At 60.8% G+C, this 21,670-nt stretch carries 19 protein-coding genes; 12 read left to right on the forward strand and 7 right to left on the reverse strand.

Annotation, left to right across the window (positions count from 1 at the left end; translation table 11 throughout):
- Positions 1–36: 36 nt before the first annotated feature.
- Both AC1MEK_RS06080 and AC1MEK_RS06085 read right to left on the reverse strand, forming a co-directional pair.
- Positions 37–3,171, reverse strand: a complete 3,135-nt coding sequence (locus AC1MEK_RS06080) for a multidrug efflux RND transporter permease subunit (RefSeq protein ID WP_480395368.1) — start codon at positions 3,169–3,171, stop codon at positions 37–39.
- Positions 3,168–4,334, reverse strand: a complete 1,167-nt coding sequence (locus AC1MEK_RS06085) for an efflux RND transporter periplasmic adaptor subunit (protein ID WP_480395369.1) — start codon at positions 4,332–4,334, stop codon at positions 3,168–3,170. The genes AC1MEK_RS06080 and AC1MEK_RS06085 overlap by 4 nt, the downstream gene beginning before the upstream one ends.
- 299 nt (positions 4,335–4,633) lie before the next feature.
- On the opposite strand from AC1MEK_RS06085, the gene AC1MEK_RS06090 reads away from it, so the two are divergent.
- From AC1MEK_RS06090 to AC1MEK_RS06115, 6 genes are all read left to right on the forward strand, one after another.
- Entirely contained in the window at positions 4,634–4,963 is a 330-nt protein-coding gene (locus AC1MEK_RS06090) for a hypothetical protein (RefSeq protein ID WP_480395370.1), read from the forward strand.
- 326 nt (positions 4,964–5,289) lie between these two features.
- Entirely contained in the window at positions 5,290–5,874 is a 585-nt protein-coding gene (locus AC1MEK_RS06095) for a fimbrial protein (RefSeq protein ID WP_480395371.1), read from the forward strand.
- Between the two features lie 60 nt (positions 5,875–5,934).
- Positions 5,935–6,690, forward strand: coding sequence for a fimbrial biogenesis chaperone (locus tag AC1MEK_RS06100; RefSeq protein WP_480395372.1), 756 nt, complete (start codon positions 5,935–5,937; stop codon positions 6,688–6,690).
- 279 nt (positions 6,691–6,969) lie between these two features.
- Complete coding sequence (locus tag AC1MEK_RS06105; RefSeq protein ID WP_480395662.1) at positions 6,970–9,399, forward strand: fimbria/pilus outer membrane usher protein; 2,430 nt, start codon at positions 6,970–6,972, stop codon at positions 9,397–9,399.
- A 23-nt stretch (positions 9,400–9,422) separates the two neighbouring features.
- Entirely contained in the window at positions 9,423–10,151 is a 729-nt protein-coding gene (locus AC1MEK_RS06110) for a fimbrial biogenesis chaperone (protein WP_480395373.1), read from the forward strand.
- Positions 10,152–10,153: 2 nt separating this feature from the next.
- Entirely contained in the window at positions 10,154–11,140 is a 987-nt protein-coding gene (locus tag AC1MEK_RS06115; RefSeq protein WP_480395374.1) for a fimbrial protein, read from the forward strand.
- A gap of 134 nt (positions 11,141–11,274) precedes the next feature.
- Here AC1MEK_RS06115 and AC1MEK_RS06120 read toward each other — a convergent pair whose 3' ends face one another.
- The 5 genes from AC1MEK_RS06120 to AC1MEK_RS06140 form a co-directional block, all read right to left on the reverse strand.
- Positions 11,275–12,237, reverse strand: coding sequence for a GlxA family transcriptional regulator (locus tag AC1MEK_RS06120; protein ID WP_480395375.1), 963 nt, complete (start codon positions 12,235–12,237; stop codon positions 11,275–11,277).
- Between the two features lie 9 nt (positions 12,238–12,246).
- A complete protein-coding gene (locus AC1MEK_RS06125; protein WP_480395376.1) occupies positions 12,247–12,999 on the reverse strand; it encodes a YkgJ family cysteine cluster protein in 753 nt (250 codons plus the stop codon).
- Positions 13,000–13,242: 243 nt separating this feature from the next.
- Positions 13,243–13,566: a hypothetical protein gene (locus AC1MEK_RS06130; protein WP_480395377.1), complete on the reverse strand. Its 324-nt coding sequence runs from the start codon at positions 13,564–13,566 to the stop codon at positions 13,243–13,245.
- Positions 13,567–13,620: 54 nt separating this feature from the next.
- Positions 13,621–14,082, reverse strand: coding sequence for a GNAT family N-acetyltransferase (locus tag AC1MEK_RS06135; protein WP_480395378.1), 462 nt, complete (start codon positions 14,080–14,082; stop codon positions 13,621–13,623).
- A 41-nt stretch (positions 14,083–14,123) separates the two neighbouring features.
- Positions 14,124–15,020, reverse strand: coding sequence for a chemotaxis protein CheW (locus tag AC1MEK_RS06140; RefSeq protein ID WP_480395379.1), 897 nt, complete (start codon positions 15,018–15,020; stop codon positions 14,124–14,126).
- A gap of 295 nt (positions 15,021–15,315) precedes the next feature.
- On the opposite strand from AC1MEK_RS06140, the gene hmpA reads away from it, so the two are divergent.
- The 6 genes from hmpA to cyoD all read left to right on the forward strand — a co-directional run bounded on the left by hmpA (position 15,316) and on the right by cyoD (position 21,669).
- Positions 15,316–16,497 carry an NO-inducible flavohemoprotein gene (hmpA, locus tag AC1MEK_RS06145; RefSeq protein WP_480395380.1) on the forward strand — a complete coding sequence of 394 codons (1,182 nt, stop codon included), beginning with the start codon at positions 15,316–15,318 and terminating at the stop codon, positions 16,495–16,497.
- A 276-nt stretch (positions 16,498–16,773) separates the two neighbouring features.
- Positions 16,774–17,283: a disulfide bond formation protein B gene (locus AC1MEK_RS06150; protein ID WP_480395381.1), complete on the forward strand. Its 510-nt coding sequence runs from the start codon at positions 16,774–16,776 to the stop codon at positions 17,281–17,283.
- A 468-nt stretch (positions 17,284–17,751) separates the two neighbouring features.
- Entirely contained in the window at positions 17,752–18,687 is a 936-nt protein-coding gene (cyoA, locus tag AC1MEK_RS06155; RefSeq protein ID WP_480395382.1) for a ubiquinol oxidase subunit II, read from the forward strand.
- A 3-nt stretch (positions 18,688–18,690) separates the two neighbouring features.
- Complete coding sequence (gene cyoB / locus AC1MEK_RS06160) at positions 18,691–20,706, forward strand: cytochrome o ubiquinol oxidase subunit I (protein WP_480395383.1); 2,016 nt, start codon at positions 18,691–18,693, stop codon at positions 20,704–20,706.
- A gap of 3 nt (positions 20,707–20,709) precedes the next feature.
- Positions 20,710–21,336, forward strand: a complete 627-nt coding sequence (locus AC1MEK_RS06165) for a cytochrome o ubiquinol oxidase subunit III (RefSeq protein ID WP_274134024.1) — start codon at positions 20,710–20,712, stop codon at positions 21,334–21,336.
- Complete coding sequence (gene cyoD / locus AC1MEK_RS06170; RefSeq protein ID WP_480395384.1) at positions 21,337–21,669, forward strand: cytochrome o ubiquinol oxidase subunit IV; 333 nt, start codon at positions 21,337–21,339, stop codon at positions 21,667–21,669.
- Position 21,670: the final 1 nt, after the last annotated feature.

Raw genomic sequence — 21,670 nt, forward strand, 5'->3', positions numbered from 1 at the left:
CTCTCAAGTCCTTGATGCTCATCGCTTCTGTGTTGCTCATTTCTCGGTCACCAGCAGGGCCGCTGGCTGCTTGCTCTTCGTTGTCGACGTCGGTTTGGCGTCCGGGTGCCTGCGATGGAAAATCCGCTCCAGTTGCAGGTAGATCACCGGCGTCGTGAACAGCGTCAGCGCCTGGCTGACCAACAGCCCGCCCACCACCGCGATGCCCAGCGGTTGACGCAACTCGGACCCCACACCATAGCCGAGCATGAGCGGCAAAGCACCGAGCAGTGCCGCCAGCGTGGTCATGATGATGGGGCGAAAACGCGTCAGGCAGGCTTCATAAATGGCCTCTTGCGGCGACAACCCGCGATGGCGCTGACCTTCCAGGGCAAAGTCCACCAGCAGGATGCCGTTCTTCTTGACGATACCGATCAGCAACACGATACCGATCAGGCCCATGATCGAGAAATCCTGGCCCATCAGCCACAGCAGCAACAGCGCGCCGATACCGGCCGAGGGCAGGGTGGAGATGATCGTCAGCGGGTGCACGAAGCTTTCGTACAGCACGCCGAGAATGATGTACACCGCCACCAGCGCCGCCAGAATCAGCCAGGGCTGGTTGGCCAGCGAGCTCTGGAACGCCTGGGCCGCGCCCTGGAAATTGCCGAGGATCGCAGCCGGCATTCCGATCTCGTTCTTGGCCTGATCAAGCAAGCGCACCGCATCGCCCAGCGCTACGCCAGCCGACAGGTTGAACGACAGGTTGGCGGCCGGGAACATGCCGTCATGGCTGATCGACAGCGGGCCCATCTTCGGCGCGCCGACCTTGGCCAGCGCAGACAGCGGCACCATCTCGTTGGTCAGCGGCGAGCGCAGGTAGAAGTAGTTCAGGCTTTCGGCCTTGCCGCGCTGCATCGGGTCGAGTTCGAGAATGACTTTGTACTGGTTGATGTCGGTCTGGTACTCGTTGATCTGGCGCTGGCCGAAGGCGTCGTACAGCGCCTGATCGACATCGGCCGTGGTCAAACCGAAGCGCGCGGCGGCGTTGCGGTCGATGTCCAGGTGGGTCACGCTGCCGCCCAGTTGCAGGTCGTTGGACAGGTCGCGAAAGGCCGGGATGGTCTTGAGCTTTTCGGTGAGTTTCTGCGTCCACTCGTTGAGCAGCGCGCCGTTGTTGCTCTTGAGCACGTACTGATACTGAGCGCGGCTGGGGCCGGAGCTGAGGTTGATGTCCTGGCCCGCGCGCAGGTACAGCACGATGCCCGGAATCTTCGCCAGCTTGGGCCGGATGCGGTCGATGAACTCGCTCGCCGACACGTCGCGATCCTTGCGGTCCTTCAGGGCGATCCACACCCGGCCGTTGGCGATGGTCTGGTTGCTGCCGCTCACGCCCACCGAATGGGAGAAGGCTTTCACGGCCGGATCCTCGCCGATGATCTTCGCCAGTTGCTTGTGTTTCTCGACCATGTCCGGGTAGGAAATGTCTGCAGCCGCTTCACTGGTGCCCAGCACCATGCCGGTGTCCTGAACCGGGAAGAAGCCTTTGGGGATCAACACATAGCCGGCCACCGCCAGCACCAGCGTCAGGCCGAACACCCCCAGCATCAGGCGCTGATGGGCCAGGGCGTAACGCACGCCATGGGCATAGCGGGCGAGCAGTTTTTCGCTGAAACCTGGGTTGGCATGGGCGTCGTGTTTGGGCGCGCGCATGAACAGCGCGGCCAGTGTAGGCGCGAGCGTCAGCGACACCATCACCGAAATCAGGATGGTCGAGGTCGCGGTCAGGGCGAACTCCTTGAACAGCCGCCCGACCACGCCGCCCATGAACAGCAGCGGAATGAACGCCGCCACCAGCGAGAAACTGATCGACACCACGGTGAAGCCGATTTCCCCCGCGCCCTTGATCGCCGCGTCGCGCATGCTTTCGCCGGCTTCCAGATGCCGGTGAATGTTCTCCACCACCACGATGGCATCGTCGACCACGAAGCCTACGGCGACCACGATCGCCACCAGCGTCAGGTTGTTCAGGCTGAACCCCATCACGTACATCAGGGCGAAACTGGCGACCAGCGACACCCCCAGCACGGCGGTCACGATCAGCGTTGCGGACATCTGTCGCAGGAACAGCGCCATCACCGCGATCACCAGGCCGATGGCGATCAGCAGGGTCATTTCCACTTCATGCAAGGAGGCGCGAATGGTCTTGGTACGGTCGCTGAGCACCGTCACATCCACCGACGCGGGGAGCATTTCCTGGAGGCGTGGCAGCTCGCCCAGCACCCGGTCGACCGTTTCGACAATGTTGGCGCCGGGCTGGCGGAACACCACGATGTTCACGCCCTGCTGGTCGCCGGACCAGGCATTGACGTAGGCGTTTTCCGAACCGTCGATGACCCGCGCCACATCGCGCAGATGAACCGGCGCGCCGTCCTTGTAGGAAACGATCAATTGATCGTAATCCTTGGCCTGAAACAGCTGGTCATTGGAGGCCAGTGTGGACACGCTGTCCTTGCCATACAACGCGCCCTTGGCCAGGTTGAGGCTGGTCTGTTGCAGTGCGGTGCGCAGGTCGGCGAGGGTCAGGCCGATGGAGGCGAGTTTTTCCGGAGCGGCCTGCACGCGGATCGCCGGTCGACGCTGCCCGGTAATGGCGACCTGGCCGACGCCGTTGATCTGGCTGATCTGGCGGGCCAGCAGGGATTCGGTGATGTCGCTCAGTTCAGTGGACGGCATCAGGCTGGAGCTGACACTGAGGATCAGCACTGGGCTGTCGGCCGGGTTGACCTTGCGCCAGGTCGGCGCGGTGGGCAGGTCCGCCGGCAGGCGGCCGGACGCGGTGTTGATCGCCGCCTGCACTTCCTGGGCTGCGGTGTCGATGCTCTTGTTCAGCACGAATTGCAGGGTCAGGTTGGTCGAGCCCAGTGCGCTGCTGGAGGTCATCTGGGTCATGCCGGGAATGGCGCTGAACTGCACCTCAAGCGGTGTCGCCACTGACGAGGCCATGGTCTCCGGGCTGGCGCCGGGCAATGTGGCCGAGACCTGGATGGTCGGAAATTCCGCTTCCGGCAGCGGGGCGACCGGCAGGCGAGGAAAGGCGATGCAGCCCAGCAACACCAACGCGAAAGTCAGCAATACGGTGGCGATCGGGTGATTGACGCACCACGCGGAAATCGAGCCGTGGCCTTTCATTTCTGGGCCTCATTATTGCCGGCGTCAGCCAGGGTATCGACCGCGCCGGCCTTGACCACTTCAATGTGCGAGCCGTTCTTCAGGCGCGACTGGCCATCGCTGACCAGTTCATCGTTGGCGTTGACGCCGCTGATCAGCACCAGATCGCTGTCCTGGTACAGCACCTTGACCTTCACCACTTCGACCTTGTCGTCTTTGACGCGGTAGACGAAATGCTGATCGATGCCGCGCTGAACCACTTGGGGTGGCACCTTCAGCGCATCGCGGTCGATTGCCGTCTGAATGCGCACATTGACCAACTGGCCGGGCCAGAGTTTTTCGGCGGCATTGTCGAATACCGCCTTGGCGCGAATGGTGCCGGTGGTGGCGGCCACCTGGTTGTCGATCAGTGTCAGTTTGCCTTCACCCAGCAATGTGCCGTTGCCGCCTTCACCGACGTAGGCATTGACCTTGGCCGGCGTAGGAGACGCGAGCAGATCGTGCAGGGTCGGCAGCATTTGCTGTGGCAGGGAAAACTCCACCGACACCGGATCGATCTGCGTCACCGAGAACAGCCCGGTCGCATCGCTGACCCGCAGGAAATTGCCCTCATCGACATTGCGAATGCCAACGCGGCCTGTCACCGGTGAGCGAATCTGGGTGTAGGAAAGTTGTACTTGCGAGGCGTTGATCGACGCCTGATTGCCTTGAACGGTGGCCTTGAGTTGATTGACCAGCGCCTGCTGCTGGTCGTACTGCTGCTTGGAAATGCTGTTGTCGACCGTCAGCAGTTTGTAGCGGTTGAGGTCTACCTGAGCCACATCCAGTTGCGCCTGGCTCTGGCTCAGTTGCGCTTTGGCCTGTTCCAGCGCTGCGCGAATGGCACGGTCGTCGATGGTTGCCAAGAGATCCCCGGTCTTGACCTGCTGGCCTTCCTTGACCATCAGCCTGGTCAGGATGCCGTCCACCTGGGTGCGAATCACCACGCTCTGCAGCGACAGCACCGAGCCGATGCCGGTCACGTAACGCGGCACGTCCCGCTGCTGCACATGAATGACCTGAACCGGCACGGCCACCGGTGCGCTGACTTTTTGCGTGGCAGGGCGCGTTGCCATCCAGATACCCACTGCGACGAGCGCGAGGACCGCAGTAACGGCTATCACAGATTTTCTATTTTTATGCATACAGGAATAACGCCAGCGAAGGTGGGGAATCCGGAGAATCGAGAGCTTCCTTTATAAACCCTGGACCCGGTCAGCAAAATGACTGCTACCTGTCAATATTGTCAGGTGAACAAGAGCAGAGCATGGAGGGGCATAAAGAAAGAGCGTTGCAGGGCGATAGCGAGACAAGGGCAGAGCGATCACAGACGGGCGAAGCGTCCTGGTGGGGATAAATCCTACAAGGGAAATCGCGATTTCTGGTCGACAGTTCCTAACTCGACTTAACTGCTATTAACGAGTCTTCACTGCGGAGTGTGGCGATGAAAAGTGACAAGGCAGTCTCTGTGTTTTTTTCGATCGCGTTTTTCGGGGCCGGTTTGTTCACCGTTCCAACGTCCATGGCGATGGGCGACGCCCTGATGTTCCACGGACAGCTCGTCAACGCGGCCTGCGAGGCCAGGGTCGCAGGCCCGGGCGAGGCGTCATCCAGCCAGAAGCCTTTGAGGGTCAATGCCCGCCTGACCTTGAGCCTGGTCAGCCATGACGATGCTTGTGGCGAAGCGGCGCTGCCTATTACCATCGCCTATGTGGAGCGCACGTCCGTACAGGCCGATGCACACAGTGCGATCGTCACCCTGACCTACCAGTAGTTCGGCCGCGACGTGCCTGGACCTGCGCCGAAAACCGCCTCCGTCGAGGCGGTTTTTTTATGCCCGGAAACACTCCGGTGTCGGCCTCTGCCCACAAATGAGCGGTAAATCCTGCCTGACCCTTTTTTCATCTGTTTCTGCACAAAGCTGCGCAATTCGCGGGCTAGAGTCCGTGCCTGTCGGGTCCTACAGAAATTTCCTTCATACGCCACTGTCGTTTCTGCAGGCACAAGGGAAAAGGCCTGACATCCGCCGATCAACGCCCCCCCTATAGTTCTCGCCGTCCTCCGGGGCACACACGAACTGACACAAGGAACGTCGTTAACATGAAAAAGATTACTCTTTCTCTGGCTGTCGTGGCTGCAATGGGCCTGAGCGTAGCGGGCACCGCCAACGCTGCAAACAACGGCAAGCTCGTCTTCAATGGAACGCTTACCAACATCACCTGCGATATCGGCGCAGGCACCGGTACCAGCCCGGGCACCAATCCTGGCGAGATCAACGTCGATCTGGGCAACGTGTCGTTCTCCGATATCGGTCGTTTTGCCGACAACAAGCTGGAAACCGCATCGCCGATTCAACTGCTGGTCAACTGCACAGGCGGTGCTTCGCAGTACGACACCGTGAACATGCGTTTCATCGCACGGCAGGGCAGCGGCCTGGACAACCTGGACAACAAACTGCTGCGCACCACCGGCGCAGCCGACGGTGTGGGTATCGGCCTGCTCAACTCATCGTTTCAGCTCATGGACCTGAGCGGCAACGAAACCATCGACACTCCGCTGGTCAAGGATGGCGCTGACGGCGCAACGGCGGAGATCAACTTCGGCGCGGTGTATGTGCTCAACGGGGCAGCCACCAATCCGGGTAACGCCGACGGCTTCCTGCCGTTCGTCATGGACTATCAGTGATGCCACGGGCGGGGAGGGCGCAGCGCTCCCCGCCTGTTCTGTTATCGAGGCGATCAGCGCATGTATTCCACACTCATTCGTCGCATGACGTTCTGGCTCTGGCCAACGCTGGCATTGACTCTGGCCGTGCCGTCACAGGCGGGCATCGTGCTCAACACCACGCGGGTGATCCTCAATGGCGCCGACAAGGAAGCCGGTCTGACGGTTCACAATACCGGCACGGGTGACATCCTCGCGCAGTCATGGCTGGAGAGCGAAGGCGCCAGTGGTGCCCCGGCCAACCTGCCGTTCGCCATCACCCCGGCACTGGCGCGAATGTCCGGCGATGGCAAGCAGCTCATCAGGATCATCTATGCGGGCGAAGGCCTGCCCAACGATCGCGAGTCGGTGTTCTGGATCAACGTCCAGGAGATTCCGCAGACGGCCAATGAAAACGAACTGCAGATTGCGATCCGGCAACGGATCAAGCTCTTCTACCGCCCGCGAGGGCTGGTGGCCGACCCGCTCAAGGCCGCTCAGGCGCTGCAATGGCAAGTGCGGGACGGAGTGCTTGAGGCTACCAATCCCGGGCCCTATCACGTCTCGATGATCAAGCTCGAAGCTCGGCACAACGGGCGGGCCATCCTCAAGGAAGACAGCCGGATGCTTGCCCCGATGCAACGAGTAAGGCTGCCCTTGTCATCAGGCGCGAGCGGGCCAGTGGACCTGGCCTTTATCAGCATCAACGATTTCGGGGCGCAGGAACCCTTTCGCGCCAGGGTTTCGGGCGAACCATTCACCCAGGCCAGCAAGGCCGAACATCATCCTGGCGAGTGAATCGTCGGGATTTTTTCGTTGACCCATTTTTTCGAGCCGGGTTTTTTCCGGCTTCATCGTCGCACGCCTGCAAGAAAGGATTCGGCAGTGCATCGACACTCAGGAATCGAGTGAAAACAGCTAATGGAACGGCGAAACAAGAAGAACAAGGGCTGGAGCCAAAAGTCCGTCCCGGCTTGCATGCGCAAGCGAACACCGGCAAAGCACACAGTGTTCAAACGACAATCGCTGTCGTCCTGCTTCATTGCCACTGCGGCGTGGATGGTCGGCTCCAGTGCCATGGCCCTGACCGATGGCCCAGGTCAGGGCGGCCCCCAGACAAGGCCGAAATTCAACACTGCCTTCATTCAGGGAACCGATCAGCCGGCGGAGCTGGACAGCTTTCTGGAAGGCAACAGCGTGGTGCCCGGCACTTATCGGGTGGACATCTACGTCAACCGCACCTTGAGCGGGCGCCGCGACATCAGTTTCGTTGCCAACCCGAGCAAAGGAACGGTGGAGGCGTGCCTGACTCTCGACATGCTGCAGCAACTGGGCATGGATATCTCCACCTTGAGTGGCAGCGAGGCCGCAAGAGCGCAGTGCTTCGATCTGGCGGCGAATGTCGAATTTTCCCACGTCGAGTACCAACCGGGCAGCTTGCGGCTGTACATCAGCATTCCCCAGGCCATGATGTCGCGCAGCAACCGCGGCTATGTGGCGCCCGAACTCTGGGACGAAGGGCTGACCGCAGGGTTCGTCAACTACAGCTTCAGCGGCGCCCGCCGCACCCGGGGTAACGAGACCCAGGATCAGTACTATCTGGGCCTGCGCAATGGCGTGAACCTGGGCGCGTGGCGGCTGCGCAACGAGTCGTCGCTGGTGTATGGCAATGATCAGCCTTACCGGTTTCGCAGTAATCGCACTTTCGTCCAGCGCGACATCACTGCGCTGAAGAGCCAACTGACCCTGGGCGAAACCTACACCGACTCGCAGGTCTTCGACAGCGTACGGTTTCTCGGTGCTGCGCTGGCTTCCGACGACGGGATGCTGCCCGACAGCGAGCGCATTTACGCGCCGGTGATTCGCGGCATCGCCGAAACCAACGCGACGGTCGAGGTGCGCCAGAACGGTTTCATGCTCTACAGCGGCAACGTCTCGCCGGGGCCGTTCGAGATCACCGACATTTACCCCAGCGGCTCCAACGGCGATCTGGAAGTCACCGTGGTCGAAGCGGACGGGCGCCGGCGCGTGTTCGTCCAGGCCTATGCGTCGTTGCCGATCATGGTGCCCAAGGGCGCGTTGCGCTACAGCCTGGCGGCCGGCCGGTACGACAGCTACCTGGACGGTGGGCAGTCGCCGAATCTGGCCAGTGCCACGCTGATCTACGGCGTGAGCGATCTGGTGACCGCAGCTGGCGGTGCGCAAGTGGCCGAGGACTACCAGGCTGGCAACCTTGGCGCCGGGGTCAACACCGGGGTGGGTGCGGTCTCGCTGGACGTGACCCAGTCGGTCAGCCGCCAGCACCAGCAAACCCACAGCGGGCAAAGCCTGCGCGTGCGCTACGCGAACACACTGGATCTGACCAACACCACGCTGGCGGTGGCGGGTTATCGCTACTCGACGGACCAGTACCGTACCCTCGACGAGCATGTCGAAGAGTTGCAGGCGCGTAACGGTGCGGGGCTGGGGCGGGCGAAAGACCGTTTTGAAATCAACCTCACTCAAGCGTTGCCCGAGCAGTTGGCGTCGCTGAGCCTTACCGGATCCGAGCAGCGCTACTGGGATGTTTCTGGCAAGACTCGCCAGCTTTACCTGTCCTGGAACGCCGCCTGGCGCAGCTTGAGTTATGGACTTTCTGTCGAACGCAATCAGGTGTTCGAGCGCGACGGTCAGAGCCGCAGCGACAACCGTATCGCCCTGACCTTGAGCCTGCCGCTGGGCGACAGCCCCGGTGCCTCGCGGGCATTTTTCAACGGCGTGCGTGACAGTGCCGGCGACCATGACGTGCAGGCCGGGCTCAACGGCCAGATGCTGGATGACCGCAACACCTTCTACTCGCTGCAGGCCGCTCACGACAACCGCTCGGGCTCGGCGGGGTTCGGCAAACTCAACACCACCACTTCTTTCGGGCGTTTCGATGCCGGCTATGGCCAGGGCAGTGATTACCGTGCGTTCAACGTCGGTGCTGCCGGTTCACTGGTCGCCCATGCGGGCGGTGTGAACTTTGGCCAGTCATTGGGCGAGACCTTTGCATTGGTGCAGGTCAAGGACGTCGCAGGTGCGCGCCTTTCCAGCAACAGCAACGTTGCCACCGGCAGCAATGGCTACGCGGTGCTGCCGTACGCCCAGCCGTATCGCGCCAACTGGGTCAGCCTGGATACCCGCCAGCTGGGCGCCGATGTCGAGCTGGAAAACGCCGTGAGCCAAGTGGTGCCGCGCCGTGGGGCGGTGCCGCTGGTCAGTTTCGACGCTTCGGTGGGGCGTCGGGTGCAGTTCGAGCTGGTGCGTACCGATGGCAGTCGCTTGCCGCTGGGCGCCGTTGTGGAGAACGAACAAGGCAAGCTGCTGGCCGCCGTCGACCCCACCAGTCACGCACTGGTGTTGAGTGAGCAGGACAAAGGCGAGCTGATCGTCAAATGGGCGGAGCAGCAGTGCCGGGCGCCGTTCGACTTGCCGCCCCGGGATCCTCAGCGCGCCTTCGATCGAATCCGGGTGGTGTGCCAATGAAGTGGACGAGGATGCTGTGGGCGATGGCATTTTTTTTCTGTCAGCAGGCCCAGGCGGTGGTGTCCTTGACCGGGACGCGATTGGTGTTCGATGGAAGGTTTCGTGAGGCGACCATCGAAGTCACTAACCATGATCAGACCCAGGCGCTGATCCAGGCCTGGCTGAGTCCGGCCAATGCTACAGGCGACGAGGCACAATCCCTGCCTTTCGCCGTTACGCCTCATCTGCTGCAGTTGCCGGCGCAAGGTCGGCATCTGCTGCGGATTCTGTACGAGGGCGTCGGCGCACCGTCGGACCGAGAGTCATTGCTCCATCTGTACGTGTTGCAGGTGCCTAGGCGGCAGGAGGGGCGCGCTCAGTTGAACATCGCCGTGCGCCAGCGCATCAACCTGTTCTACCGACCTGTGGGGTTGCCGGGCGACCCAGCCGAAGCCGCGCAGGCGCTGGAGTGGCAATGGTCGCAAGGGCAGCGGGCGGTGATTGGCGTGCGCAATCCCACGCCTTTTCATGTGTCGCTGCACGATCTGGCCATCAACGGCCTGCCACTCGCCGAAGACCTGATGGTCGAGCCGTTTTCCCAGCACCGGCTGCCACTGCCGGTCGGAGCTGGCATCGCTGCGGGGAGCCTGAGGTTCATCGCGCTCACCGACTACGGTGGCTCGCGCCCGTTCTGCGCGCAGCTTCGCGAGGACACGCCATTCAATGCCCGGGAGGAGAACTCGGGCACCCCATCTTTCGTAGGGAAATGCTGATCATGACGAGCTTATCTGTTACCCGCTGGTGTCCGACGTTTCTGGCGGCCTTGCTGTTGCCTGCGACAGGTCTGGCCATGACCTGCAAGACCCAAGGCACAGGCGAAGCGGTGGTGCGCGCCGACCTGAGCAGCAGCGTCGCGATTCCCGCCACCTTGCCCAACGGCAGCGCGGTCTGGCGTTCCGAGCGCCTGAACCTTGCGGTCGAATGCGCCCGTGAAACGCCGGGGGTGGCCGAGGACGTGTTCGTCTATCTCAACCCGGAAAACCTGCAAATCGGCCAGGGAATCCGCGCCGGGCTGACACTCAACGGCACTGATTACCTGCAGAGCGGCGGTCGGATTCCTACACGGCAGACGGTCCCCGCGTGCAATGACGCCAACCTGGCAGCGTGCCCCAAGGTCAGCTTCAACCTGCCATTTTCGGTGTTCATCCAGAAGTACGGCGCCACGCCGCCCTCGGGCGCAGCCAGTAATCTGCTGGATTACCGCATGTTCCAGATCGACAGCGGCAATGGCCTGAACCCGGTGCCGGACAACAACCTCAACTACGTCATCAACAACCTGCAGGGCCTGCGTTTCGTCGCGTGCAGCGCCGAGCTGCGGGTGATGCCCGAGACCGTGGAGTTCGGCGATGTGGCGATCCGCAATGTGCGGGTGGGGGAGGTCGCGACCTTCGAGCGCTTTGCCCTGGCCACCAGCCGGATCTGTGATTCGCCGTTCAGCCTCAATGCGCGGTTCACCCCGGTGTCAGGAAGGTTGTCGGGCGATGTGCTGGTGCCGGTGAACAATGACAGCATCGGTATCCGCATCACCAACGCGCGCACGAACGTGCCGCTGCGCTACAACGAGCCGTTTCACGCCACGGATCTGCTGGGGGAAAACTACTCGGCCACCGCTGACTTGAATGCCGAGCTGATCTGGCAGACCAACACGCCCACGCCGGGCGCGTTCTCGGCAGAGGTGATGGTGGATCTGTTTTACAAGTAGGCCGTGTTTGCACGCCCACATTGATCTTCAATGAATGCCCCGTAGCAGCACGGCTTGCCGGCGGGGCGATCTCAAGAACGCTACCGCCGGCAAGCCGTGCTGCTACGGACGTGTGTCGTTGGCCGGGATTGCGCTCAGCTCTGCTTGCGAAAACTGTCGCGGTATTGCGTCGGCGTCACGCCCAGACGCTGGGTGAAGATCAGGCGCATGCGGGCCGCGCTGCCGAAACCGCAGTGGTACGCCACGGCCTTGATCACCATCTCGCTGCCTTCGAGCAAATGCCGGGCGGCGTCGATGCGGGCGCGCTGCACGAACTCGGCCGGGGTGACCTTGGCCTCGCGGGCGAACACCCGGGCAAAACTGCGCGGGCTCATGGCAACCACTTCGGCCAAGCGCTCCACCGAGAACGGCTCGCTGATGTGCTCCATGACGTAACGCTGGATCTTGGCCACCGGTGACTCGTCATCGGCGGGCGCATTGAGGTAAGGGCTGAACTGCGACTGGCCGCCCTGACGCTGTGCCACCACCAACAGCCGTTTGGCGACCAACAGGGAAACCGCCGTGCCGTGGTCTTCAGCCACCAGCGCCAGGGCCATGTCGATCCCGGCGGTGACACCGGCCGAGGTCATCATCTTGCCGTCGCGCACATAGATACGGTCAGCCTCGACCTGGGCAAGAGGAAACAGCTCGGCCAGTTGCCCGGCATGGCTCCAGTGGGTGGTGACCTGCCTGGCATCGAGCAATCCGGCGTGACCCAGAATGAATGCCCCGGTGCAGATCGAACCGAAGCGGCCAGCCAGTGGAGTGGCCTGGCGCAGCCACGCGGACACCTGTGGCATCTCGGCGCTCTCCGGCAAGTGCGGGCCACCGGGCACCAAGAGAATGTCGAACTCAAGGGGGGCGTTGTTGATGTCGAACCGAGCGCCCAGCGGCATGCCGTTGGACGCGACGATAGGGTAGGGCGCCGCACCAATGGTGGTGATCGTGTAGCCCTGATCCTGGCCCACGAAGCGATTGGCTTCGGCAAATACATCCAGCGGGCCAGCCACGTCCAGAGCCTGAACGCCGGGGAACAGCACGATGGCAACGCTCTTCATCGAAACGTCTCAGCTGCTTTGCAAGGGGATGAACATATAGCTTATGGCTTCGCCTGTCTCCAGCCGCGCGCCGGCCTGTTGCAGGGATTGCGTCGCCGCTTCACCGGCCACCCGGAAGCGCCAGCCGTTTTCGCAGACGGCGGGCAACTCGCCTGTCTGGTAACGAGTAACGGCTGAGGCGAAAGCGTCCATATCGGGAAGGTAGGCGACGAAGCCGTTGCCCTTGAGCGCGGTGATGTTGATGCCCAGCGCCATGCAGATCGCCTGTTTGCGGGCGATGTCGTCGCGATCGGCCTGGCGGGAGCGCTCGATCAGGGTCATCAGTTGCTGATCCACCAGTTGCCCGCCGACGATCAGATCCGGCCCCTGTTCCCAGGATTCGGGCGGGCAGTCCTTGGCCTGAGGGCGCAGCGGGATGTGCGGATTGATCTCCATCGGGTAAATGCGGCAGACCAGCGGGCGACGTTCGTAAATGCGGCAGAGGTTATCCGCGTCAAGATTTCGGCAGCGCCCGGCGTTGTAGGCGGCAAAGGTGATGGCCACCAGCGCCTGGGCCGAACCGCTTGTGACCGGGTGTGACCTGCGTGTGGCATGGATGATTTGATCTGGCGGGACACCATAACCGTTGGCCAGAAACGCCTCGGTCAGCACGATCACCGAACCGCCGTCCGCCGCCCACTGCGCGGCTTCGGCCAGGGTCAGCGGGACGTGATGGTCGGTGCAGCATTTGCCGCAACCGACGCAGGAAAACTGAGTATTCATCGAAAGAAACGCCGCCCGCTCAAAAGAAATCAGCGCTGCGCTCTGCGGCTTTTGCGTGTCGCTGCAGGGCGCAATTCTGAAAGTGGCGGGATTTGCAGCAAGTTATGCGCCAGTAAGGTGTCTGACACAAACTGCACGGCCTAACTGGTCCCGTAGCAGCACGGCTTGCCGGCGGGAGCGTTCTCAAGGCCCACCCGCCGGCAAGCCGTGCGGCTACGGGTGATATGTGCCCGCACCTTGTGCTTATTTCTTCGGCAAGGTGCTGACGTTATCCCACTCGGTGATCAGCGCTTTCTTGTTCTTGCGGTCGTACAGACACAGCTCGGTGCCGGTCTTGTTCTTCATGAACGCCTGTTTGTACTGGCCTTTGATCAGCAGCGCGCTGTAGCCGATGCTGTCATCGAACATCGCCGAGCTGCCGGCCGGCTTGGCGTTTTTCAGGGAGCTGGCGGCCACGCAACTGTCGACCAGGGTTTTATCGAAGGCCTTCCAGGCTTCATCGCTGGAGGCGCTGGCCTGTCCGGCGACCGCAGTCAGGGCGAGTAGCAGCAGGGTGGTGGTTTTCATGGCAATCTCCGTTGTTGTCATCCGGGCAGGCGTTTGAAAGCCTGTTGGACTGACTCAACGGGGATCGAGTTCGCAACGCTGCACATAATGCATCCCTGCGCGCTCATACAGCTGCCGTGCCGCCAGATTGCTTTCCATGACCTTGAGATCGACCTGTCCTTCATGTCGCTCTGCAAAGATCTTGAACGCCTGATTCAACAAGGCTAGCCCAAGACCGCAGCGCTGTGCCCGGGGATGCACCACCAGATTGCGGATGAAGGCGCTGGTCCAGCATTGCGCGACGGCCACCACGCCCAGCGGATCCTCCACCACTAGGCACAGCGCAGGGTCGAATTCCGGGTCGGTCTGAAAGCCTTGCAGCCACGTGTTGAAATCACCGACATGGCCGCCGCCCAGTTCAGCGCCCAGCGTGAACAGCTGGTGAATGGCGACGGCGTTGTCGTCGTTGAACGCCAGCAGATGCGTCGAATCTGGCCAGACAGCCGTGGGGACGGGGTGGCGCAGATCGCGGCGCATCAGCCAGTAATGGCTGGCCGATGCGTCGTGCGGGCCGGGCCTCAGATGCCCTGGGCCTCGACCGTACGTGCGGCTTCGATCAAGCATCGCGTGAGCTCGGGTGAGGAGAACTTGGTCAGCACTGCGTTGGCGCCGGCGGCCTTGGCCTTTTCGGCGTTCATCGCGCTGTCCAGCGAAGTGTGCAGCAAGACGTACAGCTGCTGGAAGTCCGGGGTCTCGCGCAGGGTGCGGGTGAAGGCATAGCCGTCCATCTCCGACATCTCGATGTCCGAGACCACCACATTGATCTGCTGCGCGGTGCCTTGCAGATCGAGCAGGTGGTCGATGGCTTCGCGGGCACTGCGCGCGGTGTGGCAGTCGATCCCCAAGTTGCGCAGGGTCAGCACCGACTGCTGCAGCGCGACCTGGCTGTCGTCGACGATCAGGATGCGCGCCTTGTTCAGCACCTCGACTTCTTCCGGGCTTAGCTCGGCAGGCTCCGGTGTCACCTGCATCGGTGCGATGCCGTGGATGACCTTCTCGATGTCCAGCACCTGAACCAGTGTGCCGTCGACCTGGGTCACGCCGGTGATGAACGACTTGTTGCCCGAGCCGAACGGCGGCGGGCGGATGTCGGTGGTCAGGCAATGGACGATCTTGCTCACCGCCTGCACGTGCAGGCCCTGCTTGGAGCGGCTGACATCGGTGACGATCAGGCAGCCACCATCGGGGTCGAGCAACGGGCGCTCGCCGATGGCACGGCTGAGGTCGATCACCGACAGCGAATTGCCGCGCAACGTGGCCACGCCTTTGACGTGCGGGTGCGACTCGGGCAGCCGGGTCAGGGGAGGGCAGGGGATGATTTCACTGACCTTGAGCAGGTTGATCGCCATCAGCTTTCCGCTGCGTAACGTGAACAGCAGAAGCGAAAGGGAATCTGCACGGACGTTTTTGGACATATGAACCTTCTGTGATGCGGTGTCTGGCTGGCGCATCGGGAGGCGCGAACAGCTGTCGATGACGGTTTATCGACCCGGCGATTGCAGGCTTTAGCGTTTTCGGCCCGCTGTATGCGCGGTGGGGGTGATTCTGGCTGGAGTCATAAAGACCTGTGTGGAGTCTTTATGACCGCAAGCGGCTGTTGGTCAAAATGACAAATTTTAAGTAGGTTGTTGATTTATAACGAGATATTTTCTGGCACGGATCCTGAAATAACGATAGCAGTCCTTACCCATCGAGTCTCAGGAGTCCATCATGTTGAATGCTTCGGATCGTGCCATCGTCAAATCCACTGTTCCCCTGCTGGAAAGCGGTGGGGAAGCGCTGACCACGCATTTCTACAAGAAGCTGCTGCAGCGCTACCCGCAGGTCCGCCCGCTGTTCAACCAGGCCCACCAGGCCAGCGGCGACCAGCCTCGCGCCCTGGCCAACGGCGTGCTGATGTACGCGCGCCACATCGATCAGCTCGAGCAGCTGGGCGATCTGGTGGCCAAGATCATCAACAAGCACGTGGCGCTGCAGATTCTGCCTGAACACTACCCGCTGGTGGGCGAGTGCCTGCTCGAAGCGATCCGCGAAGTGCTGGGCGCCGAAATCGCCACTGACGAAGTGATCAACGCCTGGGGCAATGCCTACGGCCAACTGGCGCAGATCCTGATTGGGGCCGAGGAAGGCATCTACAAGGACAAGGAACTGGCCGCCGGCGGCTGGCGTGGGGCTCGCGCGTTCAAGGTCGTGGGCAAGGTGCAGGAAAGCGCCGAGATCACCTCGTTCTACTTCGCCCCGGCCGATGGTCAGGCGATCCTGGACTTCACTCCTGGCCAGTACATCGGCATGCAGCTGTTCGTGAATGGTGAAGAGATTCGCCGCAACTATTCGCTGTCGGCGCGGGCCGGCAATGGCCAGTACCGCATCAGCGTGAAACGCGAGCCTGGCGGTCGCGCCTCCAACTTCCTGCATGATCAGGTGCAGGTGGGTGACAGCATCAATCTGTATCCGCCTGCAGGCGACTTCACGCTGTCCCACAGTGACAAACCGCTGGTGCTGATCAGCGGCGGCGTCGGAATCACCCCGACGCTGGCCATGCTGCAGGCGGCGCTGGACACTCAGCGTCCGATCCACTTCATTCACTGTGCGCGCAATGGTGCGGTCCATGCCTTCCGCGACTGGATCGAGCAACTGGCCGCGCAGTATCCGCAACTCCAGCGCTTCTACTGCTACACCGAAGACGACGGCGTGAGCCCGGCGGCCCATGCAGTCGGCCTGCTCGACCAGGCGCGTCTGGAACAGTGGCTGCCAGAGGATCGCGATCTGGATGCCTACTTCCTCGGTCCGAAAGGCTTCATGGCGGCGATCAAGCGCCAGTTGAAGGCGGCAGGCGTGCCGGACAAGCAGGCCCGTTACGAATTCTTCGGCCCGGCTTCGGCGCTGGAGTGATCCATCTGCGACAAATAGACGCATGCTTCTATATATAAGGAAGAGGTGCGACGTCATGACCCTGCGGCAAAGCGTCGCACGCTTCTATATATAAGGAAGGAGTCGGCCCGGGTGTCTGTGGATTGTTGCGGATTTGCTTAATGTTCGGGTAATGCCCCTGTGTTCACCATCTGCACCGGCGCGCGCCCGCGACGATGGTAGAATTGCCGGCTTTCCGGGCAACCGGGCACGCGACACCACAGATCTGAATGGACACCCAATGCAAAGGGCATGTGAATGACTGACGAGATGATTTACCTGCGGCGCGAAAAACAGTTCCTGGTTCTGCTGGGCATCATCTGCCTGGCGCTGATCGGCGGGGCGCTGTACATGCAGGTCGTGCTCGGCGAGGCGCCATGCCCGCTGTGCATCCTGCAGCGCTACGCCTTGCTGTTCATCGCCATCTTCGCCTTCATCGGCGCAGCGATGCCCGGGCGCTTGAGCCTGACCATCTGTGAAGCGCTGGTGACCCTGAGCGCCGTGGGCGGGATTGTTGCAGCGGGGCGTCATGTCTGGATTCAGACCCATCCGACCGAAAGCTGCGGCATCGACGTACTGCAGCCGATCGTTGATGGCTTGCCGCTAGCATCGTGGTTTCCCCTGGGTTTCCAGGTCGCCGGCTTCTGCGAGACGCCATATCCGCCAGTTTTCGGACTTTCGCTGGCGCAGTGGGCACTGATCGCTTTTGTTCTGACGGTAATTCTGGTACCGGCGGGCATCATCCGCAACCGGATGAAAGCGCGTTGATTACAGGATGTTGCGTAAAAAACCGCCTCGAATTCCTCAAGAAATCTGGGGCCATACCGACAGAATTGGGTGCGACATATGAGCGCATTCTTACAGAATGGGAAATTAACTGTTGCGCAATAACTCATAGTCAATAAAACTTTACGTATCTACAATCGCCCCCACTTAACGCCCCTCCGCCCCTGGCGGTCGCGTAAATCGAGGTCAGAAAGCGTTTTTACGCCTTTGTAGACGCCGTTTGGATGGCCTCATGCGTCAAGTTCTGAATGTCTGCGCCAAGGGATTTGGTCCGCAATGGCAGTTGCCACCATTCGAATAAGAAACCACAGCAAAACCGGAATTGTTACGAGGCCACAAGCTTCCTGACAGGCCCCTGTTCAATCCAAGAATTTGCCAGCACCTGGCAGGGTGAAGTGTTGGCGGTCGAAACCCAACTGCGATGCGAAAGCTGCTTTTAGAGGTCGTGAGATGAGTAAAAAAAGGTACCCCAGATTGTTTGGCTTCTTGGCCCTTTTCAGCATGCTCCTGCTCAGCGGGTGCGATTACACCTTGCTGGATCCCAAGGGCCACATTGGCATGCAAGAGCGTGATCTGATCATCACCGCAACTCTGCTCATGCTGCTGGTGGTGGTGCCGGTCATCTTCATGACCATCATCTTCGCCTGGAAATACCGCGCCTCGAACAAGAGCGCTACCTACACCCCTGACTGGGCTCACTCGACCAAGATCGAACTGGTCGTCTGGCTGGTGCCCCTGGCCATCATCATCGTGCTGGGCTACATCACCTACAAGTCCACCCACGCGCTGGACCCCTACCGTCCGCTTGAATCCGACGTCAAGCCTGTGACCATCGAAGTGGTCGCGCTGGACTGGAAGTGGCTGTTCATCTACCCGGAACAGGGTATCGCCACCGTCAACAAGATCGTTTTCCCGGCCCACACGCCGATCAATTTCCGCATCACTTCTGATTCGGTCATGAACTCGTTCTTCATCCCTGCACTGGGTGGCCAGATCTACGCGATGGCCGGCATGCAGACCAAGCTGCACTTGATCGCCAACGAAAACGGCGAGTTCGATGGTATCTCCGCCAACTACAGCGGCGCAGGTTTCACCGGCATGAAATTCAAGGCGACTGCAACCGATCAGGCTGGTTTCGACGCCTGGGTTGCCGAAGTCAAGAATTCCCCAAAACAGCTGGCATCAGCTGAGTACGAAGCTCTGGCCAAGCCTAGCGAACGTAACCCCGTTGAACTCTACTCCACGGTCACTCCGAACCTGTTCCAGATCATCATCGACAAGTATGAAGGTATGAAGCCGGGCAAGATTGTCCACGAGAAGAAAGAAGTGGCCGGTATGGAAGGGATGGACATGGGTAAGAATTCAGCTGCGCAGGCAGAGGAGTAAACGATGTTTGGTAAATTAAGTCTGGACGCGATCCCGTTCCACGAACCGATAGTCATGATCACGATCGCCATGATCGCGATCGGCGGTGCAGTGGTTCTGGGTCTGATCACCTATTTCAAGAAGTGGACCTACCTGTGGACCGAGTGGCTGACGTCGGTCGACCACAAGAAAATCGGTGTGATGTACATCATCATCGCCATGGTCATGCTGCTGCGCGGCTTTGCCGACGCCATCATGATGCGTTCCCAGCTGGCCCTGGCCACTGAGGGTTCGCCCGGCTACCTGCCGCCTGAACACTATGACCAGATCTTCACCGCTCACGGTGTGATCATGATCATCTTCATGGCGATGCCGTTCTTCACCGGCCTGATGAACATCGTTCTGCCTCTGCAGATCGGCGCTCGCGACGTTGCCTTCCCGTTCCTGAACTCGCTGTCCCTGTACCTGCTGATCTCCGGCGTGGTGCTGGTCAACGTGTCCCTGGGCGTCGGCGAATTCGCACGTACCGGTTGGGTTGCCTATCCGCCGCTGTCCGAACTGGGCTATAGCCCGGGCGTGGGTGTTGACTACTACATCTGGGCCCTGCAGCTATCGGGTCTGGGTACGACACTGACGGGCGTGAACTTCCTGGTTACCGTTCTGAAGATGCGTACTCCTGGCATGAAGCTGATGGACATGCCGATCTTCACCTGGACCTGCACCTGGGCCAACGTTCTGATCGTGGCTTCGTTCCCGATCCTGACCGGCACCCTGGCGTTCCTGACTCTTGACCGTTACCTGGACTTCCACATCTTCACGAACGAGTTGGGTGGTAACCCGATGATGTACGTGAACCTGTTCTGGGCATGGGGTCACCCTGAGGTTTACATCCTGATTCTGCCGGCCTTCGGTGTCTTCTCCGAAGTCATCTCGACCTTCACCGGCAAGCGTCTGTTCGGCCATCACTCGATGATCTACGCATCGGGCGCGATTTCCGTACTGGGCTTCATGGTCTGGCTGCACCACTTCTTCACCATGGGGTCGGGCGCAAGCGTCAACGCCTTCTTCGGCCTGGCGACCATGCTGATCTCCATCCCGACCGGTGTGAAGCTGTTCAACTGGCTGTTCACCATCTACCAGGGCCGTCTGCGCTTCACCGCGCCAGTCATGTGGACCCTGGGCTTCATGATCACCTTCTCCATCGGTGGTATGACCGGCGTTCTGCTGGCTATCCCGGGTGCCGACTTCGTTCTGCACAACAGCCTGTTCGTGATCGCGCACTTCCATAACGTGATCATCGGTGGTGCGGTATTCGGTTACATCGCTGGCTTCGCGTTCTGGTTCCCGAAAGCGTTCGGCTTCAAGCTGAACGAGAAGTGGGGCAAGGCAGCGTTCTGGTTCTGGATCTCGGGCTTCTACGTGGCATTCATGCCGCTGTACGCGCTGGGCTTCATGGGCATGACCCGTCGTCTGAACACCACTGACAACCCTGACTGGACGCCGTACCTGCACGTAGCCTTCTGGGGCGCGGCACTGATCATGATCGGTATCGCCTGCCAGCTGATCCAGATCTACGTGAGTATCCGTGATCGCAAGCAGAACCTGGACGTCACCGGCGACCCATGGAATGGCCACACCCTGGAGTGGTCCACTTCTTCGCCACCGCCGTTCTACAACTTCGCTGAGCTGCCGAAGGCCAACGAGATCGACGCGTTCTATGCAGCCAAGCGTGATGGCGAGGCGTACAAGGTTCCGGCCAAGTACTCCGACATCCACATGCCGAACAACACCGCGACCGGTCTGGTGATGGGTGCCCTGCTGACCGTCTTCGGTTTCGCAATGATCTGGCACATCTTCTGGCTGGCCGCTGCGAGCCTGGTAGGTACTGTCGTCTACTTCGTCATCCATGCTGCACGTGACGATCAGGGCTACATGGTTCCTGCTGCTGAAGTGGCCCGCATCGAAGGCGAGCAACACAAGATCCTGGCCTCGGTTCGCGCCCAGGCAAACTCTCCTGTCAACAAGCTGGAGCAGGCATAAACAATGTCCAACTTAGTATTTGATGGGGCGAAAGGTCACGATCACGATCATGACCACGCCCATGATCACCACGATGCCGGCGAGATGAAGATCTACGGCTTCTGGATCTACCTGATGACCGACTGCATCCTGTTTGCGTCGATCTTCGCAATCTATGCAGTACTGGTTAACAACGTCGCCGGTGGTCCTTCGGGCCACGACATCTTCGAGCTGCCATACGTGCTGGGCGAAACCGCCTGCCTGTTGCTCAGCTCGATCACCTACGGCTTCGCCATGCTGGCGATGCACAAAGGCAACAAAGGCGGCGTACTGGGTTGGCTGTTCGTGACCTTCCTGTTCGGCCTGGGCTTCATCGGCATGGAAATCAACGAATTCCACCTGCTGATCTCCGAAGGCTATGGTCCTAACCGCAGCGGCTTCCTGTCGGCGTTCTTCACGCTGGTCGGTACCCACGGTCTGCACGTGACCAGCGGTCTGATCTGGATGGCGATCCTGATGTATCAGGTGTCGAAAAACGGCCTGACTTCGACCAACCAGACTCGCCTGAGCATGCTCAGCCTGTTCTGGCACTTCCTGGACGTGGTCTGGATCTGCGTGTTCACCGTTGTCTACCTGATGGGGACCATTTAAATGGCTAATTCGCATCACAACCACGACGACTCCAGCCACGGCAGCTTCAAGTCGTACATGGTCGGTTTCGTCCTGTCGATCATCCTGACCGCGATTCCTTTCGGTCTGGTGATGTTCCCGACCATCTCGAAAGTCGCCACCCTGTGGGTCGTGCTGATCTTCGCAGTCGTGCAGGTTCTGGTTCACCTGGTGTACTTCCTGCACCTGGACCGCTCGGCCGCGCAGCGCAACAACGTGATCACATTTGCGTTCGCGTCGCTGGTCATCCTGCTGCTGGTCGGCCTGTCCGTCTGGATCATGTTCAGCATTCACACCGTCATGATGGCGAAGTGAG

The organism is Pseudomonas sp. 2 (assembly GCF_056627435.1).